At 72.4% G+C, this 17,848-nt stretch carries 11 protein-coding genes; 4 read left to right on the top strand and 7 right to left on the bottom strand.

Annotated elements, in window-relative coordinates; all coding sequences use genetic code 11:
• Positions 1 to 116: 116 nt before the first annotated feature.
• The 7 genes from DCW30_RS18240 to DCW30_RS18210 all read right to left on the bottom strand — a co-directional run bounded on the left by DCW30_RS18240 (position 117) and on the right by DCW30_RS18210 (position 12,919).
• Positions 117 to 1,328 (bottom strand): cytochrome P450, encoded by a 1,212-nt coding sequence (locus DCW30_RS18240; RefSeq protein WP_076684749.1) that lies wholly within the window; start codon positions 1,326 to 1,328, stop codon positions 117 to 119.
• Positions 1,329 to 1,543: 215 nt separating this feature from the next.
• Entirely contained in the window at positions 1,544 to 3,028 is a 1,485-nt protein-coding gene (locus DCW30_RS18235) for an MFS transporter (RefSeq protein WP_198503532.1), read from the bottom strand.
• 64 nt (positions 3,029 to 3,092) lie between these two features.
• The gene (locus DCW30_RS18230) at positions 3,093 to 3,860 is read right to left on the bottom strand and encodes a thioesterase II family protein (protein ID WP_076688920.1); all 768 of its coding nucleotides are present in this window, start codon (positions 3,858 to 3,860) and stop codon (positions 3,093 to 3,095) included.
• A 44-nt stretch (positions 3,861 to 3,904) separates the two neighbouring features.
• Entirely contained in the window at positions 3,905 to 4,918 is a 1,014-nt protein-coding gene (locus DCW30_RS18225; protein WP_076684750.1) for an LLM class flavin-dependent oxidoreductase, read from the bottom strand.
• 151 nt (positions 4,919 to 5,069) lie between these two features.
• A complete protein-coding gene (locus DCW30_RS18220) occupies positions 5,070 to 6,725 on the bottom strand; it encodes a fatty acid--CoA ligase (protein ID WP_076684751.1) in 1,656 nt (551 codons plus the stop codon).
• 135 nt (positions 6,726 to 6,860) lie between these two features.
• Entirely contained in the window at positions 6,861 to 12,566 is a 5,706-nt protein-coding gene (locus DCW30_RS18215) for a type I polyketide synthase (protein WP_076684752.1), read from the bottom strand.
• Positions 12,567 to 12,598: 32 nt separating this feature from the next.
• Positions 12,599 to 12,919, bottom strand: a complete 321-nt coding sequence (locus DCW30_RS18210; RefSeq protein ID WP_232626823.1) for an acyl carrier protein — start codon at positions 12,917 to 12,919, stop codon at positions 12,599 to 12,601.
• A gap of 253 nt (positions 12,920 to 13,172) precedes the next feature.
• Here DCW30_RS18210 and DCW30_RS18205 point away from each other — a divergent pair, with 253 nt between their 5' ends.
• Genes DCW30_RS18205 through DCW30_RS18190 form a run of 4 tightly spaced genes read left to right on the top strand, consistent with a single transcriptional unit; the run spans position 13,173 to position 17,826 of the window.
• Positions 13,173 to 14,813, top strand: a complete 1,641-nt coding sequence (locus tag DCW30_RS18205) for an aldehyde dehydrogenase family protein (protein ID WP_062780872.1) — start codon at positions 13,173 to 13,175, stop codon at positions 14,811 to 14,813.
• A 38-nt stretch (positions 14,814 to 14,851) separates the two neighbouring features.
• Positions 14,852 to 15,991, top strand: coding sequence for an acyl-CoA dehydrogenase family protein (locus DCW30_RS18200; RefSeq protein ID WP_076684753.1), 1,140 nt, complete (start codon positions 14,852 to 14,854; stop codon positions 15,989 to 15,991).
• A 45-nt stretch (positions 15,992 to 16,036) separates the two neighbouring features.
• Complete coding sequence (locus DCW30_RS18195; protein ID WP_062780870.1) at positions 16,037 to 17,341, top strand: aspartate aminotransferase family protein; 1,305 nt, start codon at positions 16,037 to 16,039, stop codon at positions 17,339 to 17,341.
• Between the two features lie 2 nt (positions 17,342 to 17,343).
• Positions 17,344 to 17,826: a type II toxin-antitoxin system RatA family toxin gene (locus DCW30_RS18190; protein WP_076684754.1), complete on the top strand. Its 483-nt coding sequence runs from the start codon at positions 17,344 to 17,346 to the stop codon at positions 17,824 to 17,826.
• Positions 17,827 to 17,848: the final 22 nt, after the last annotated feature.

Genomic DNA, 17,848 nt, shown 5'->3' with positions numbered 1-17,848 from the left:
CGGGCGTACTCCTTGCTCTGGTAGCACCTGGCTCTGGTGGCACCTGGCTCTGGTAGCACCTGCGAACGACTCTCGCACCCGGCGCTGACACGGTTCTGACGTGCCTCTGACGGCCCCTACCAGGTGACGAGCAGGGAGTTCAGGCCGTAGTTGATGGTGTTCTCGCGGAACGACACGGCGCCCGGGACGTCGGCGACGCGAAGCCCGGGGAAGCGGCCGAAGAGGGCGCGCAGGGCGACCTCCAGCTCCATGCGGGCGAGCGAGGCCCCCGGGCACAGGTGCGGCCCGTGGCCGAAGGCGATGTGCCGGCTCGCGTCCCTGCTCAGGTCGAGGCGGTCGCCGCCCGGGAAGACCGTCTCGTCGTGGTTGGCGCTGGGGTAGGCCAGGATCACTCCGTCGCCCGGTGCGACGCGGGCGCCGCCGATCTCCGCCTCGGCCACGGCGACCCGGACCTGGTTGTCCTGGGTGATGGACCAGTAGCGCAGCAGCTCCTCGACGGCCGGGGCGAACCGCGCCGGGTCGCGCAGCAGCAGGGCCGTCTGCTCGGGTTCGCGCAGCAGGCTCAGGACGCTGAGGCTGAGCTGGTGGGCGGTCGTCTCGTGGCCAGCGACCAGGAAGAGGCGGGCCATCGCCACCAGGTCGTCGTGGGAGAGCAGGCCGGTGGCCACGTACTGCGTCGCGAGCCGGCTGAGCAGGTCCTGTCCGGGCTCGCGGCGCTTGCGCCCGATCAGCCCGTCCAGGTACTGGGTCATCTCCACGAAGGCCGCGTAGATCTGCTCGGGCGTGGCGTCCTGGGACAGGACGGCCTGGCTCAGCTCGGTGAAGTCGCACTCGTCGGCCTCGGGCACGCCCAGCATGCGGGCGATGACCAGGGAGGGCAGCCGGACCGAGAAGCGCTCCACCAGGTCGACGGTCCGCGGCCCCGCCGCCAGCTCGTCGACGAGCCGGTCCACCAGGAGCTCCACCGAGGGGCGCAGGGCGCGGGTGCGGCGGGCGGTGAACTCGGTCATCGCCATGCGGCGCAGCCGTCCGTGCTCCGGGCCGTCCATCCGCGTGAACGACATGACCCGGGGCGCGGGCGGCAGTTGTATGCGCACCGGGAAGCCGGGGAGCGTGTCGTCGGAGCTGAAGCGCGGGTCGGTGAGGACGGCGCGGACGTCCGCGTGGCGCGTCACCAGCCATGCCTCGCCTGTCCTGATCCTTACCTTCACCGGCGCTCCCCCGCGGAGGTCGGCATAGGCGTCCGGCGGCGAGTACGGGCAGGTGCGGGGCATGGGCCACGCGGCGAGCCGCTCGTTCACCGCTGGTGCGACAGGAGTGATCGTCATGAAGTTTCCCCCTGGGTTGTGGCTGATTCCTTTCCGTCATGCTGTCCGAAAGGTCTGACTCGACCCTGACGCCCGGCTGATTTGTCAACACCCTTTTTTGGCCGAATGTTTGCATCCGTTTCCGGCCCCGGGAACACGCGAACGGCGGGTGCCGCGGAGCGTGTTCGCTCCGCGGCACCCGCCGCTTCGAAACGTGCCCCCCAAGGGGGCGGTGGTCAGGCCTTCGACGCCTTGCGGGGCAGCAGCTGCACGAGCAGCGCCACCAGGACGCAGATGCCGGCCTGGACGTACAGGCTCAGCATGAACCCGTCGCCGTAGCCCTGTGCGGAGGGGTGCTCGCCCGCCTCGCCGAAGAAGACCACGCCGATCACCGCGATGCCCAGGACGTTGCCCATCTCCTGGCCGGTGGAGAACACCCCGGAGGCCGCGGCGGCGTGCTCGGGCGCCACGCTCTCCAGGACCAGCGAGGTGAGCGGGGCGACGACCAGGCCCATGCCGAAGCCGCAGACCACCATCACGGGGACGCACCAGCCGACCGAGCCGGTGGCGCCGAGCTGCGAGGCGGTCTGCGCGAAGGCGATGTCGCCCGCGGCCACCACCATGGCGCCCAGCGTCAGCGCCTGCCGCCCCAGCTTCGCCGCGAACTTCGGCGCCATGGCGGAGGCCACGAAGAAGCCGAGCCCCAACGGCACGAAGAGCAGCCCCGACTCCAGGGCGGAGGCGCCGCGCCCCTGCTGGAGGTAGAGCGCGAGGACCAGGAAGAAGGACGCCATCACCGAGAAGTAGACGAGGATGGCGACCGACCCGACGCTGAAGGCGCGGTCGCGGAAGAGGGACGGGCTGACGAGCGGCGACTTCCCGCGCGCCGCGAGGCGCCGCTGGCTCGCCCAGAAGGCGCCGAGCAGCGGGACCGCCGCCGCCATGCAGAACCAGGTCCACACCGGCCAGTCCTCCTCGCGGCCGATGACGAGCGGCAGCACCACGGCCGTGAGCCCGGCGGTGACGAGGACGACACCGGTCCAGTCGAGCCCGGTGCGCCCCTCGGACTTCGACTCCGGCACCAGCTTCGGGGTGAGCGCGAGGACGAGCACCCCGATCGGCACGTTGATCAGGAAGATCGAGCGCCAGTCCGAGCCGAACAGGTCGGCCTGGATCAGCAGGCCGCCGATGAGCTGCCCGAAGACCGCCGCCGCGCCGAGCGCGATGCCGTACGCGTTGAACGCCACCGCCCGGTGCTTGCCGGAGTACGTGGTCGTCAGGATGCCGAGCACCTGCGGGATGACCAGCGCCGCCGCCGCGCCCTGGACACCGCGGGCGATGATCAGCTCGGTCATGTTCTGGGCGAGGCCGCAGGCCAGCGAGGCGACCGTGAAGAGCAGCACGCCGGCCGAGTAGACCTTGCGCCTGCCGTAGAGGTCGCCGAGCCGGCCGCCGGTGATGAGCAGGGCGGCCAGGCCGATGGTGAAGGTGACGGCGATCAGCTGGATCTCCGCCGCCGTGGCGTGCATGTTCGTCTGGAGCGACGGGATCGCCACGTTGACGATGAAGAAGTCGAGGTTGGTGATGAAGAGGCCGGCCAGGACGACCAGGAGCGCCCCGTAGGAGGGCTTGGCCGCCGCGGCCTCTTCCGGCGGTGGCACGGTCTCCGGCGCGACGACGGCTCGGACGTCCGCGCTCGTGATTTCCGCTTCGGTGGTCATGACCGACCTTCCTGAGTCGATACCCCGTTGGACCGGCCGCTCCCCCGTTGGGGCGGCCGGTGGTTCAGCGAGCCGCCGCGGCGACCAGCCGTTGCAGTCGCTGGGAGAAGTGCGTGGTGACGGCCTCGGCGTGGCTGTCGATGTAGAAGTGGCCGCCCGGGTACTCGCTGTGCCCCAGGTAGTCGGGGCTGCGCCCGGCCCAGTGCGACATGGCGTCCGGGCGCTCCTGGAGCGGGTCCGACTTGCCGCCGTAGGAGACGAGCGGGCAGGCGGTGCCCGCGCCGTCGTCCACGTACTGGGCGGCGACCCGCAGGTCGGCGCGGAGCGCGGGGACGACCAGGGCGAGCATCTCGGGGTTGTCGTAGACCTCGGCGGGGAACGAGCCCAGCTTCTTGATCCACTCGATCAGCTCGGGGTCGGGCATCCGGCTCTGCTCCTCCGTGGGCTGGAAGAAGCCCTCCGGCGACCAGCCCGACATGCCGACGAGGATCGGCGAGGGGCCCGGCTCCGCCTCCATGCGGATGGCGAGCCGGAACGCGAGCTGGGCGCCCAGGCAGTGCCCGAAGAACGCGAACGGCCGCTCGTCCAGGTCGTCGAGCACCGCCTCGTGCAGTGCGTCGAGCAGCGGGTCCCAGTCCTCGTACGTCTCCTCGTCGCGGCGGTTGTGGCGGCCCGGCAGGGTCACCGCCTGCGGGGCGATGTCCGCGGGCAGCAGCCGCTCCCAGTCGCGGTAGATGATGGCGCCGCTGCCGGCGTGCGGCAGCATGAAGAGCCGTACGGAGGCGTCCGGGGACGGCTCGACCGGCTGGAACCACTGTCCTGCGCTCGACATGTCCTGGCCCAGGGCGGCGACGGTGGCGGTCGCGGTGGCGTTGCTCACGACTGTGCGCTCCTTGCGTTCGTCTGCTCGGCGATGGCGCGTACCGCGGGCAGCAGCACCTCGGCGATCTCCTTCAACTGCGGCTCCGGGTCGAGCGATCCGACCCGGATGACCAGGTGCTTCGCGCCCGCGCGCACATAGGCGCCGAGCCATTCGGCGCAGCTCTCCGCGCTGCCCCAGCCGTAGGCCTGGATGGCCGACATCTGCTCCAGGGAGCGCCCGTAGTAGTGCTCGATGTAGTGCTCGAGCTCGGCCTTGGCCGCCGCCTCGTCGCGGTTGACGGTGACCGTCGCGTAGAGCGCGGGGGTCACCGCGTCGGGGGCGCGGCCCGCCTCCGCCGCCAGTTCGGCGATGCGGGCGCGGGCCCTGCCGTACGCCTCGGCGTCGGGCAGGAACGGCAGCCAGCCGTCGTACTTCGTCGCGACCCTGGCGAGCACCTTGGGGGTGTCGCTGCCGGCCAGCCAGAGCGGCGGGCCGCCGGGGGTGGCCGGCTTGGGCAGCCGCTCAAGGCGTTCGGCCTGCCAGAACTTCCCCTCGAAGCCGGACGGCCGGCCCTCCTCGCCGGAGCGCCAGGCGGTGCGCCACAGCGCGGTGATCTCGTCGAGCCGCCCGACCCGGCCCGCGAAGGACGCCCCCACGGAGGCGAACTCCTCCTCGGTCTCGGGCATCGGGAAACCGGAGCCGAGGCCGAGGACGAGCCGGTCGGCGGCCACGTGGTCCAGGCTGGCGATCATGTTGGCGCCGATCAGCGGGTGGCGCAGGGCGGGGGTGAGCGCCGCCGTGCCGACCGTGATCCGGGTCGTGGCGGCGGCCGCCGCGGAGAGCACCACGAGCGGGTCCAGGCGCGGCCGTGCGGTGAGCGAGTCGCCCGCCCACAGCGAGTCGAAGCCGAGGGCCTCGGCCTGCCGCGCGAAGTCGAGCAGCGGGGCGGCCGCGTAGGTGCCGTTGATGGCCTGCTCCCGGGTGGGCAGCAGGACGCCGATGCGTAAGGGCCCGGCCGTTGACTGCATGGGGTACTCCGTTTCGTCGGGCGGGGTGGGTGTCCGGTGGGTGCGGTACGGAGGTGGAGCGGCACTGCGGTGTGCGGTACTGCGGTGTGCGGTACTGCGGTGTGCGGTACTGCGGTGTGCGGTACGGGAGGTGTGCGGTACGGAGGGTGTGTCAGGTGTGCTGCGGCTGCTGGGCCGCCCGTGCCGACGCGGGGCGCTGGGCGGGCAGCGGAAGCCGGGCGGGGGTCCCCGCGGACGCGGCGGTGAGCTGCTCGCGCACCGCGCGGCGCAGGATCTTCCCCGAGGGGTTGCGCGGCAGGTCGTCGGCGAAGTGGAAGGCGCCCGGGATCTTGTAGTCGGCGAGCTTGCCGCGCAGGGCGAGCAGGAGTTCGCGGGGCTTGACCATGGCGCCGGGCCGCAGGACGACGACGGCGTGCACCGCCTCGCCCCAGCGCGTGTCGGGCAGGCCGACCACGGCGGCGTCGGAGACGGCGGGGTGCGCCGCGAGGGCCTTCTCGACCTCGGCGGGGTAGATGTTCTGCCCCGCGACGATGATCGTGTCGTTCATGCGGTCCCGCAGGTACACATAGCCGTCCTCGTCGAGGTAGCCGGCGTCGCCCATGTGCAGCCACTCCCCCACCATCGTGCGTTCGGTGGCCTCGGGGAGGTTCCAGTAGCCGAGCATCTTCGAGGGGGCGCGGACGCATATCTGGCCCGTCTCGCCCGGCGGCAGCGTCTCGCCGTCGGGACCGATGACCTTCACCTCGTTGCCGGGGCAGGGCCTGCCGACCGAGCGCAGCAGGCCGGCGCCCGGACGGTGCGCCTCGGGCGGCAGGCACACCGCGACGCTGCCGGTCTCGGTGCTCGCGTAGATCTGCGCGAACTCGCAGCCGAACACCTCGAGGCAGCGGGTCAAGAGCGTCTCCGACATCGGCGCGGCGCCATAGGCGATCTTGCGCATCGAGGCGAACGCCTCGGGGCCCGCGCCGCGTTCGGCCATCATCATCTGGAGCATGGCGGGCGCCGCGAAGGTGATGGTCACCTTGTGCTCGCGGATGAGCCGCACGGCCTCCTGCGGGATGAACTGCGGCATCACCACACTGGTCGCGCCCGCGTTGAAGGTGTGCATGAACCAGCCGATGCCGGCGATGCCGAAGCCCGGCAGGGAGATCAGGCTGACGTCGTCCGGCAGCCAGTCGATCCAGTCCACGCCGTGCTCCCGCATCGCGGCGGGCAGCGTGAAGAAGCTCCGGTGGGGCAGGACCGCGCCCTTGGGCAGGCCGGTGGTGCCGCTGGTGTAGATCTGCACCACCGCGTCGTCGGGCCCGGTGCCCGGCTCCAGGTCGGTGGTGGGGTGGTTGGCGTACCAGGCGGGCAGGCCCGTGCCGCGCGCCGGTTCGCCCTCGCTGTCGGTGCCGTCGACGCGGACGACGGTGCGCAGCCCCGGCAGGTGCGGCTTCACGCGGTCCGCGGTCTCCCAGAACTCGTCGTCCACGAAGAGGAGCGCGGCGCCCGAGTCGCGCAGGATGTGGTCCACCTCGGCGCGGGTGAGGCGCCAGTTGACCGGTACGAGGACGGCGCCGGCCTTCGCGCAGGCCAGGATCGTGAGGTAGTAGTTCTCCGACTCGCGGCCCAGGTAGGCGACGCGGTCGCCCGTCCCGATCCCCGCGTCGCGCAGCGCGTGGGCCGCCCGGTTGCTCTCCCGGTGCAGCTTCGCGTACGTGGTGGTGCGGCCCTCGCAGACGATCGCCGCGTGCTCCGCGCGGCCCCCGGCGTGGGCCCGGGAGCTGCGCGTCAGCGTCCAGTCTCTGGTGGTGTGGTCTTCCACTGTGGTCTCCCCGCTGCCTTGGACATCTCGGTGGGTGTCGTGAGGTGAGTGGATGTCGTGGGGGTGTGTGCTGAGGTGGGTCCGCCGCCCGGCGGCGGTCGGGGGCTGTCCCGCGACCGCCGCCGGGCGGGTGTCTCAGGGGTGCTGTTGCGCCGCCGGGGCCAGGCGGCCGTCGAGGAACTCGGTGAGCCTGCGGACCGTGGGGTGGTCGAAGGTCAGCGAGGCCGGCAGCGGCAGCCGGAACAGCGTCTCCAGGCCGCCCTTGACGGTCTGGGCCATCAGCGAGTCCAGGCCGAGCGAGACGAACTCGGCGTTCTGGTCGAGATCGTCGCCGTCGTCCATGTGCAGGGCCCCCGCGACCTGCTCCCGCACTCGCGCGGCGATCAGCGCGGTCCGCTCCGGCTTCGGCAGGGCCACGAGCGCGGCCAGGTCGACGCCGGCGCCGTCCGCGCCCGCCTGGTCCTGCCGGGCGAGCCGGTCGTAGAAGGCGTCGTCGACGCCGCCGCCCGACACATAGCGCGCCCAGTCGAACTCGCCGACCACGCGGCGGCTGCCGGGCCGCTGCCAGAGCCTGGCCAGGGTGTCCAGGGCCCGGGTGGGCGAGAAGAAGCGGACGCCGCTGCGGTCGATCTCCGCCGCGAGCTGCTCGTCGAGGCGGGCCGACATGCCGACCCGCGCCCACGCGCCCCAGTTGACCGAGAGGCCGGGCAGTCCCTTGAGGCCGCGCCATTCGGCGAGGCTGTCGAGGCCGGCGCTCGCGGCGGCGTAGTGGCCCTGGGTCGCGCCGCCGAGCACGGAGGCGATCGAGGAGTACGTGACGAAGAACTCCAGGTCGGGGAAGGAGGCCTCGGCCGCCTCGTGCAGCAGCCAGCCGCCGTACGCCTTCGGCGCCAGCTGGGCGTCGAGGGCCTCCCAGGTCAGCTCGGCGATGAGGCGCTTGTCGAAGGAGCCGGCCGCGTGCACGACGCCGCCCACCGGGTGCGGTCCCGCCGCCAGTTCGCCGGCGAGGCGCCGCACGTCCCGCGCGTCGCTGACGTCCGCCCGCAGGATGGCGACCTCGGCCCGCTCGGACAGTTCGGCGAGGACCTGCGCGGCCTCCTTGGTGGCCTTGCCGCCGCGGCTGACCAGGGTCAGGTGCCGGGCGCCCAGGGCGACCAGCTTGCGGGCGGTGACCAGGCCGAGGCCGCCGAGACCGCCGGTGACGAGATAGGTGCGGTCCGGGCGGACGCGGGCCGGGGCGGGCTCGGTCTCCGGGCCGCCGGGCACGTCCACCCACACCTCGGCGCCGGTGTCCGCGGCGGCGGTGCGCAGCGCCTCGCCGATCTCGTCGAGGCGGAACGCGGTGGCTCCGTCCCGCTCCCCGCCGGCCGCCGTGCCGGGGGCCAGCGTCACGGCGGAGGCGGGCACGGTCAGGGTGGCGCGCAGGGCGCCGTCATGGCGTACGTGGACCTCGTCGCCCGCGGTGAACGCCGCCTCGGCGCCCGCCGCGAGGACGGTTCCCGCGGCCAGCGAGCCGAGGACGGGGCCGTTCCCGCCGGACTCCTCGCCCTCCAGGGCGGTGCGGGCGTCGGCCGCGGTCAGGGCGACCGAGGCGACCCGCACCTGGACCTCGCCGGCCGCGGGCGCGCGGTCCTCGACGGGTGCGAGGAAGAGGTCGGAGAGGTCCCCGGAGCCGGGGGTGTGCAGGGCGAAGCCGCCGGGCCAGGTGCGGGTGGCGTCGCCGGGCAGCAGCCTGCGGACGTAGCGCCCGCCCGCGCGGTGCGCGACCTGGTACTCGCCCGGCGCCTCGGCGCGGCACTCGTCGAACAGGGCCGTCAGGCCGCTGCCGGGCTCGACGTCGACCAGGGTGGTCCGGTACTGCGGGGACTCGGTGAGCAGGACGCGGCCGAAGCCCCAGAGGGTGGCGGCGGCGAGGTGGGAGCCGTCTCCCGGCCGGTCGCCGGGCAGCCGCTGGGCTCCCTCGGTGACCAGCCAGAGCCTCGGCGGGCGCTGCTGCGCGGCGGCGTCGAGGACGGTGACGAGGCCGAGCAGCTCCCGGTAGTTGCGCTCGCACTCGGCGCGCATCAGCTCGGCGGACATGGCGCCGGCCTCGGGCCGCCAGACCCAGCAGACGTCGGTGACGGAGGTGTCGTCCAGGGCGGCCTTGAGCGCGGCCAGGTCGGCGACGGGCGTGACCCGTGCCGTGCCCGCGCCGGCGTCGGCCGTCGCGCCCAGGAGCAGCGCGTGGCGCGGCGTGGTGTCGTCCAGGGCGGGCAGCGCGCGGCGCACCCACTCGGGGCGGTGCAGGAACTGCCGCTGGCCCGCGGGGCCCTCGGGGCGGGCGAGGGTGACGCCGCCGAGTTCGAGGACGGGGCGGCCGTCCTCGGTGAGCAGGATGTCGGCGAGGCGGCGGTCCTGCTCCGTGCGGACACGGGCGACGGCGCGCAGCCGCTCGCCGCGGGGCTTCTTGAAGTGCCGTACGGAGGCGATCTCCCTGGCGTGGAAGACCGGGCCCTCGGGGTCGAGGGCGACGGCGGCCTGGAGCGCGGCCTCGACCAGTTCGGCGGGCACCTGCTGGACGGCGGTGGTGCCGCGGCACTCCAGTTCGCCCGAGGCGACGCCGTCCTGGTGGCGGGCGGCGCCGACGAGCACCCGGGCGCGCGGGCCGTGCGGGCGGCCGACGGAGGCGAGGTCGGTGTACAGGTCCTCGGCGTCGCTCTCCAGGACGGGGGCCTCCAGGGCGAGGGCGGTGAGGCCCGGCTCGTCCTGGTCGACGGCGGCGGCGAGCACGGCGGTGACGTGCACGCGCTCCTCCGCCTCCCGGCCCTCCTCCGCCTCCGCGGTGGTCACCACCGTGACCTCGGCGTCGCCGTCCGCACGCGCGGTGAGCCGGGTGGTCAGCGTGAGGGGGGTCTCGGCGGTGAGGGTGAGCGGTTCACGCAGCCGCACGTCGCGGACGGCGGCGCGGGTGTGTCCGTGCACGGCGTCCTGGAGGGCGAGCAGCAGGTCCACGTAGGCGCCGGCGGGCAGTGTCGTGCGGTCGCCTGCGGCGAAGTCGGCGAGCGCGCCCAGTTCCTCGACGGTGAACTCGGCGGTGAACTCCCGTATTCGGCCGCCCTGCGGGAGCCGGGTCTCGGCGCCGAGCAGCGGGTGGTGGGCCGCGCCGCCCTGCGCGGCGCCCCTGCGCGGGGTGACGGAGGGCAGCCAGTAGCGCTTGCGCTGGAAGGCGTAGGTGGGAAGGGCCAGTTTGGCGGGGACGGCACGGCCCTCGTGGTAGCCGGTCCAGGAGACCGGGAGCCCGGCGGCGTAGTACTCGGCGAGCGCCCGCAGCGTGGTGTCGCCGCCGCGGTCGCGCCGCCGCAGGCTGGCCAGCCACAGGTGGTCCTCGACGGGCAGCGAGCGCTGGGCGAGCGCGGTCAGCGCGGTCGACGGGCCGATCTCGACCAGGGCGTGGCGTCCGCGCCGGGCGACCGCGCGGATGCCGGAGAGGAACTGCACGGGCTCGCCGATGTGGCGCACCCAGTAGTCGGGAGTGCCGATCTCGCGGAAGCGGGCGAGCTTGCCGGTGACGTTGGAGATCAGGCTGATGGCCGGCTCGCGGAAGGTGATGGCGTCCAGGGCGGAGCGGAAGTCGTCGTACACCTCGGCCATCAGGGGCGAGTGGAAGGCGTGGCTGACGGCGAGACGGTCCACGCGCAGGCCGCGTCCGGCCAGCTCGGCGGTGACCTCCGCGAGCGCGTCCGAGGCGCCGGAGATGACGCACTGGTCGGGGGCGTTGGCCGCGGCGAGCGCGAGGTCCGGGTGGGCCTCCAGGAGCGGCAGGACGTCCTCGGCGGGGGCGGCGACCGCCGCCATGCCTCCCTCGGCGCGCACGGCCTGCATCAGCCGGGCCCGCGCCGCCACCAGCGTCACGGCGTCGGCGAGGCTGAACAGGCCCGCGACCGCGGCGGCCGAGGCCTCGCCGATGCTGTGCCCGATCAGCACGTTGGGGCGCACGCCCCAGGACATCCACAGCTGGGCGAGGGAGTACTCCAGGGTGAACAGGGCGGGCTGGGTGTACTCGGTGCGGTCGATCGCCCCGGGGTCGTCGGCGGTGCCGATGACGAGGTCCCGTACGGAGCGGTCCAGGTGGGCCGAGAAGAGGCGGTCGCACGCGTCGACGTGGCGGCGGAACACCGGGAAGCGCTCGTACAGGGCGGCGCCCATGCCCGCGTACTGCGCGCCCTGACCGCTGAACATGAAGGCGACCTTGCGGATGCCGGAGGGGCCCTCGTGGTCGCGGTCGGCGGCCTTGTCCAGGAGCTTGGTGAGGGCGGCGCGGTCGGTGACCGGGCCGGCGAGGCGGTACGGGTGGTGGGTGCGGGCCACGTTGGCGGTGTGGCAGAGGCCGTCGACCGGCAGCGCGGGGTCGTCGGCGAGGAGCTGCCGGTAGCGGTCCACCTGCTCGCGCAGCGCGGCCGCGGTCTTGGCGGAGAGCGTGAACATCGGGGTCGCGGGGGCTTCGAGCTCCGCGGTCTCCCGGTCCGCCGTCGGCGCGGGCGGCTGTTCGAGGACGACGGCGCCGATGGTGCCGGCGAAGCCGAAGCTGTTGACGACCGCGCGCCTGACCGGCGCCTTCCACGGCTCGCAGGCGGTGGGCACCCGCACCGGGTACAGGTCCCACGGGATGCGCCCGGAGGGGGTGTCGAGGTTGAGGTGCGGGTAGATCGTGGCGGAGCGGATCTGCAGGACCGCCTTGATGACGCCGACGATGCCGGAGGCGGGCTCCATGTGGCCCAGGTTGGTCTTCACCGAGCCGACGAGCAGCGGGTCGCTCTTGGTGTGCGAGTCGGCGAAGGTGTCGCCGATGGCGCCGAACTCGATGGGGTCGCCCAGCGGGGTGCCGGTGCCGTGCGCCTCCACGTACTGGATGTCCTCGGGGGCCAGCGCGGCGGCGGCGAGCGCGCTGCGGATGACCTTCTCCTGGGCGGGGCCGTTGGGCACGGTCAGGCCCGCGCTGTCGCCGTCCTGGCCGACGGCGGTGCCCCGGACCAGGGCGAGGACGGTGTCGCCGTCGCGGGTGGCGTCGGAGAGGCGCTTGAGGACGACGATGCCGCAGCCCTCGGCGCGGGCGTAGCCGTCGGCGGACTCGTCGAAGGTCTTGCACCGGCCGTCGGGCGACAGCATCTGCGCGTTGGAGAACATCACGGGGATGCGCGGGTGGTGCAGGGCGTTGACGCCGCCGCAGAGCGCGATGTCGGTCTCGCCGGAGCGCAGCCCCTGCACGGCGACGTGCAGGGCGGCGAGCGAGGACGAGCAGGCCGTGTCGATGCTCATGCTCGGGCCGCGCCAGCCGAGGAAGTAGGAGAGCCGTCCCGAGAGCGGGAACATGGTGATGCCGGAGGCGAGGAGCCCGTCCAGCTCCTCGTAGGGCAGGGAGTCCAGTTCTAGGGCGTAGTCGATGGAGCTGGCCCCGATGTAGACGCCGCCGTTGCCGCGGCGCAGCGGCGCCGGGTCGATGTTGGCGTGCTCAAGGGCCTGCCAGGCGGTCTCCAGGAGCATCCGCTGCTGGGGGTCCATGTACTGCGCTTCCTTCGGCGAGATGTTGAAGAAAGACGCGTCGAACCGGTCTATGCGGTCGAGGAATCCACCGGACGTGGTGTGAATCTTCCCCTTGTCGTCCGGGCTCTGCGGAGTGAAGGCGTCGACGTCCCACCGGTCGCCCGGAATGGGCCCGATGCCGGAGCGCCCCTCGCGCAGGAAGGTGTCGAATTCGTCCAGCGAATTACTGCCGCCGGGGAATCGCAGGCCAACACCGACGATCGCGATCGGCTCGGGCGCCCGGCCGGACACCTGGTTCTTCTCTGATTCCTCGTGCGGCATTCCACGTCTCCTTCTGTCCGGGACCCTGGGGATCAGGCGGTGCCGGGTATCGCGCCGGCCGTGCGGGGGGACGGATCGGACACCGCGTCGACGAGGTGGTCGATGAGGCGGCTGACCGTGGGCTCGTTGAAGAGCACGTTCGCGTTGATGGAGACGGCGAGGACGTCTTCGAGGGTCTGCCGCATCTCGGTGAGCTTCAGCGAGGTGAGGCCGAGGTCGAAGTAGCTGACGTCGAGCGGGAGGTCCTCGGTCTCGTCCATGAGCAGGCTCTCCCTGAACTTGGCGACGAGGAGCTGCTCCATTTCCTCGGCCAGTTCGGCCCGCGGAAGTTCGCGGAATTGCTGAAGTGTCATGTGTAGGGGAGACATGCGGCCATGGAAGCAATGACCCCTGACGCCCCACTGACGTCGCGCGCGTACCCCTCACGCCCGTCACTCAGTCTTCACGGCCGCGACCGGACACAGGGTTGGCTCAATAGATTCGCCATTCCCGCGATCAGCACCGCGTCAGCGCCGAGTCAGATGCTGCTGCCACGATCGAGATGCTTCGCCAAAGAGCTCACCAGATCGGAATCCACTCGGAGATACCCCACCCGAAAGGCTGGATATGCTGCGCGGCGCCATACAGGAGGAAAGTGCTCCGGCACATTCCGACCTCAAGAGCTATGACCTCTATATCGCGGGCAAGGATGTCGCCGGTGACGGGTGGGTCTACACCGTCAGCGGACGCTCGCTCCTCGAAGACGTGTTCACCAGCGTGAGCCTCAAGCGCACGCTGGAGCAGGACCCCGAATCCGACGCGGCCAACCACCCGTATGTGGTGGGACGGTGCGCGATCGCCGACGACTCCGCCATCGACCTCGCGACCCAGGCCGCCGCGGCGGCGGCCCAGGAGTGGGCGGCCGTCCCGCAGGAGCGGCGGATGCGCCTCGGCACCCGCTTCCGCGAGGAACTGATCAAGCACCAGGACGAGTTCCTGGAGATGCTGGTCGCCGAGTCCCACCCCGTGAAGCTGGCCCGTTGGGAGCTCAGCTGCCTCCTGCAGATCTACGCCCCCGGCAGCCTGCGCTGGTACACCAAGCAGATGCGGGTCGAGAAGGAGTACGGCGGCCGCAAGCTGATCCTCCAGCGCCAGCCCGACGGCGTGGTCGCCTTCAACCCGCCGCAGAACGCCCCGCTCCCCAGCGCCGCGCTCTCCGTGCTCGCCCTGATGGCCGGCAACGCCGTGGTCGTCCGGGCCCCGCGGAGCATCGCGCTGTCCACGATGTGGCTGCTGCGTGACATCGTTGCCCCGATCCTGGAGGAGCTCGACGCCCCGCCCGGCGTCCTGAACGCGGTGTGCTCCAACCCGAAGCAGACCATGGACCGCTGGGTCACCGACCCGCTGATCAACGACATCTTCTACATCGGCGGCAGCCAGGAGGGCCTGCGCTTCGAGCAGGCCTGCGTCGCCAACGGCAAGAAGCCCATCCTCGAACTGGCCGGCAACGACGGCATCGTGGTGTGGAAGGACGCCGACGTGAAGTGGGCCGCGGAGGCCATCACGGAGTCCTTCTTCGGCTCCGGCCAGATCTGCATGGTCCCCAACTACGTCCTGGTCCACCCCGACGTCGCCGACGCGCTCATCGCCGAGGTGAAGGAGCAGGTCAAGACCGTCAAGCCCGGCTACCCCGAGGAAGAGGACGTGCTCCTCTCCCCGGTGCGCCGCAGCGAGCGCTTCTTCCGCCTGCTGCGCCAGGCCCTGGACAACGGCGCCGAGCTGGTCACCGGCGGCAACCGCACCGAGCTCGACGGCACCCCCTCGGAGACGGGTGTCTTCCTCCAGCCCACCGTCGTCCGCGTGGACGGCCTGGACCGGGCCCGGACCTACGACGTGGTGCGCGAGGAGACGTTCTTCCCGCTGATCCCCGTCATCGTGCCGGAGGCCGACAACGACGACGCGCTCCTGGAGGACTTCCTCCGCTTCGTCAACTCCAACGAGTACGGACTGCGCAACTCCCTCTGGTCGCGGTCCGACCACATCATCGACACCTTCGTGCGCCGCGTCGTCAACGGCGGCCTGCTGAAGGTCAACGACTCCCACATCGGCTTCCTGCCGTACCTGCCGAGCCACGGCGGCACCGGCCGCACCGGCGGCGCCTTCGGCGAGGCCAACTACCCGATGCTCAAGACCTCCCACGTGCAGGGCGTCAGCATCGCGCGCGACGTCAGCCCCTATGACGCGGTCTTCGGCGCCTTCGACGACTGACCCTGCCCCCCCTTCCCCCTACCTCCGGAGGTTCTGACGTGCGTTCCCTCGATGCCGCTCGGGCCGTCTCCGAGCGCTTCCACCCCGGCCTGCTGAAGGAACTGGCAGAAATCCCCTACGCCGAGCGGGAGAAACCCGGCAGCCCCGCCATCGACCTCTTCCGCATCCACGGCGGTGTCGGCCTGCTGATACCCGAGGAGTACGGCGGCCACGGCGCGAGCCCGCTGGACGCGCTGCACACCCAGTTCGCCCTCGGCTCCCTGTCGCCGTCCCTCGCCGCGGCCGTCTCCATGCACCACTTCACCGTCGCGATGCTGTACTCCCTGGCCACCGCCGAGGGCCGGCTCACCGACGCCCAGAGCGAGCTGCTGCGCCGCATCGTGCCCGGCCAGCAGGTCATGGCCTCCGGCTGGGCCGAGGGCCGCACCGAGCAGAACATCCTCACCCCGTCGGTGACCGCGCGGCCCGTCGAGGGCGGCTACCTGCTCTCCGGCTCCAAGAAGCCGTGCAGCCTCGCCCACTCGATGAGCCTGCTCACCGCGAGCATCGCCATCCACGGCCTGGAGGGCGACCCCGAGCTGGCGCTCGCCCTGGTCCCCTCCGACGCCCCCGGCCTGTCCGTGCACGCCTTCTGGGGCAACGAGCTGCTCGCCGGCGCCGAGAGCGACGAGGTCCGCCTGGAGGACGTCTTCGTCCCCAAGGACATGGTCGTCAGGGCCGGCGCCGACGACCCGCGCCGCCTGGACGACCTCCAGACCGCCGGGTTCGTCTGGTTCGAGATGCTCATCACCACCGGCTACCTGGGGGCCGCCGCCGCCCTCGTCGAGCAGGTGCACGAGCGCGAGCGCGGCTCGGTCCAGGAGCGGGCGGCGCTCGGCGTCGAGCTGGAGGCCGCCCTGTCGCTGCTCGAAGGCGTGGCGCGCGCGGTCGGCCCCGAGCCGGGCGACGAGGCGTCGGTGGCCCGGGTGCTCGTGGCCCGCTACGCCGTGCAGAACGCGCTGCCCCGCATCACCTCGCAGTCCCTCGAACTCCTCGGCGGCCTGGACTTCATCCGCTCGTCCAGCCACGCCCTCGCGGCGGCGGCGTCCGGCGCCATCGCCTTCCACCCGCCCGGCCGCGGCGCCGCCGCCGAGCCGCTCCTGCGCTACTTCGACGGCGGTCCGCTGGTCCTCGCCTGACCCGCGGCCCCGAATTCGCACCCGCTTCCTTGGAGTGAGTAAACCGTGACCGTAATCCAGGAGAACCCGGCGACCGCGGCGGCCACCGCGGCCGACACCGAGGCACAGGTCCTCGGCCTGTACCGGGCCCATCTGAGCAAGGGCAGGGCCACCCTCGCCGAGCTGTTCGGCAGCCACATGGAGGTGGCGTCCGAAGGAGCCTGGCTCACCACCAGCGACGGCGAGCGCTTCCTCAACGCGGGCGGCTACGGCGTGTTCATCATGGGCGCCCGCCACCCCATCGTGATGGAGGAGATCGAGCGCCAGCTCCGTACCCACCCCACCGCGACCCGCATCCTCCTCGAACCGACGGTGGCCCGCGCCGCCGAGGCCCTGGTCTCCGTCATGCCGGAGGGGCTGAACCGCGTGCACTTCGGCCTCTCGGGCGCCGAGGCCGTGGAGACCGGCCTGAAGCTGGCCCGCGCCGGCGGCTTCAAGCGGACCGTCTCCATGACGGGCGGCTACCACGGCAAGACCCTCGGCGCCCTGTCCGCCACCGCGAAGGAGGTCTACCAGAAGCCGTTCAGGCCGCTGGTCCCCGACTTCCACCACCTGCCCTTCGGCGACGCCGACGCCCTGGAGGCCGAGCTCGCCGCCCACCCGGGCGAGGTCTGCGTCATCCTGGAGCCCGTCCAGGGCGAGGGCGGCGTCATCATCCCGCCCAAGGGCTATCTCAAGCGCGTCGAGGAACTGGTCCGCGAGCACGACGGCTTCCTGATCCTCGACGAGATCCAGTCCGGCTTCGGCCGCCTCGGCGAGTGGTGGGGCGCCGACTTCGAGGACGTACGCCCCGACGTGCTGCTCGCCGGCAAGGCCCTCGGCGGCGGTGTGCTGCCGGTCTCCGCGGCCGTCGCCACCCGCAAGGCGTTCCGCCCCTTCGACAAGGACCCCTACGTCCACACCGCCACCTTCTCGGGACAGCCCGTCCTCATGGCCGCGGTGCAGGGCGCGGTGCGGGCCATGAAGGAGGAGCGCCTGGTGACCCGGGCCACCGACCTGGGCGCCGCCCTCCTGCCGCGGATCGCCGAGATCGCGTACCGCAACATCCCCGAACTCGTCGTCGACGTGCGGGGGCAGGGCCTGCTGATCGGCGTGGAGCTCGTCGAGGCCGGACTCGCCGGCGAGCTGCTCATCGAGCTCTTCAACCACGGGGTGGTCGCGAACCACTCCATGAACGGCAGCTCGGTGGTGCGGTTCACGCCGCCCGCCGTCCTGAGCGACACCGACGTGGAGTTCCTCCTCAACTCCTTCGACCTGGCCACGCGCGACCTCGTGCGGGGCGCGGCCACCATGCCGAAAGGCGGCAACTGATCGTGCGACACGTTGAACTGGAAGCTGTGGTCCCCGCGGAGCAGATGGCGACGGTCTTCGACGCCGTGCGGCGCTGGGAGAAGTACCCCGACCTGGCCCCGCACGTGAACTCCACCACCGTGCACGCCACCTATCCCGAGGCGAACTGCAGTTCCGACTGGGAACTGCACTTCCGCTCCGGTCTGCTGCGCTGGACCGAGGACGACGTCTTCCTGCCGGAGCAGGGCGAGATCCGCTTCGAGCAGAGCGACGGCGACTTCGACTCGTTCGTGGGCACCTGGGCGCTCACGCAGAACGGCGACGACGTCGCCGTCCGCTTCGACGCCGACTTCGACTTCGGCATCCCGAGCCTCGAAGGCATCCTCGACCCGATAGCCGAGCGGGTCATCAAGGAGACCGTCGCCTGGTCGCTGACGGGCCTCTTCCCCGCCACGCGTGTCTCGGGCGGCATAGAGCTCTCCCAGCCCGCCGCCGTCGGCGCCTGAGAACCCCGCCAGGAGCTGACCA

The sequence above is a fragment of the Streptomyces alfalfae genome, assembly GCF_004127445.1.
GTDB lineage: Bacteria > Actinomycetota > Actinomycetes > Streptomycetales > Streptomycetaceae > Streptomyces > Streptomyces alfalfae.
This window is presented reverse-complemented; position numbering and strand designations above follow the sequence as displayed.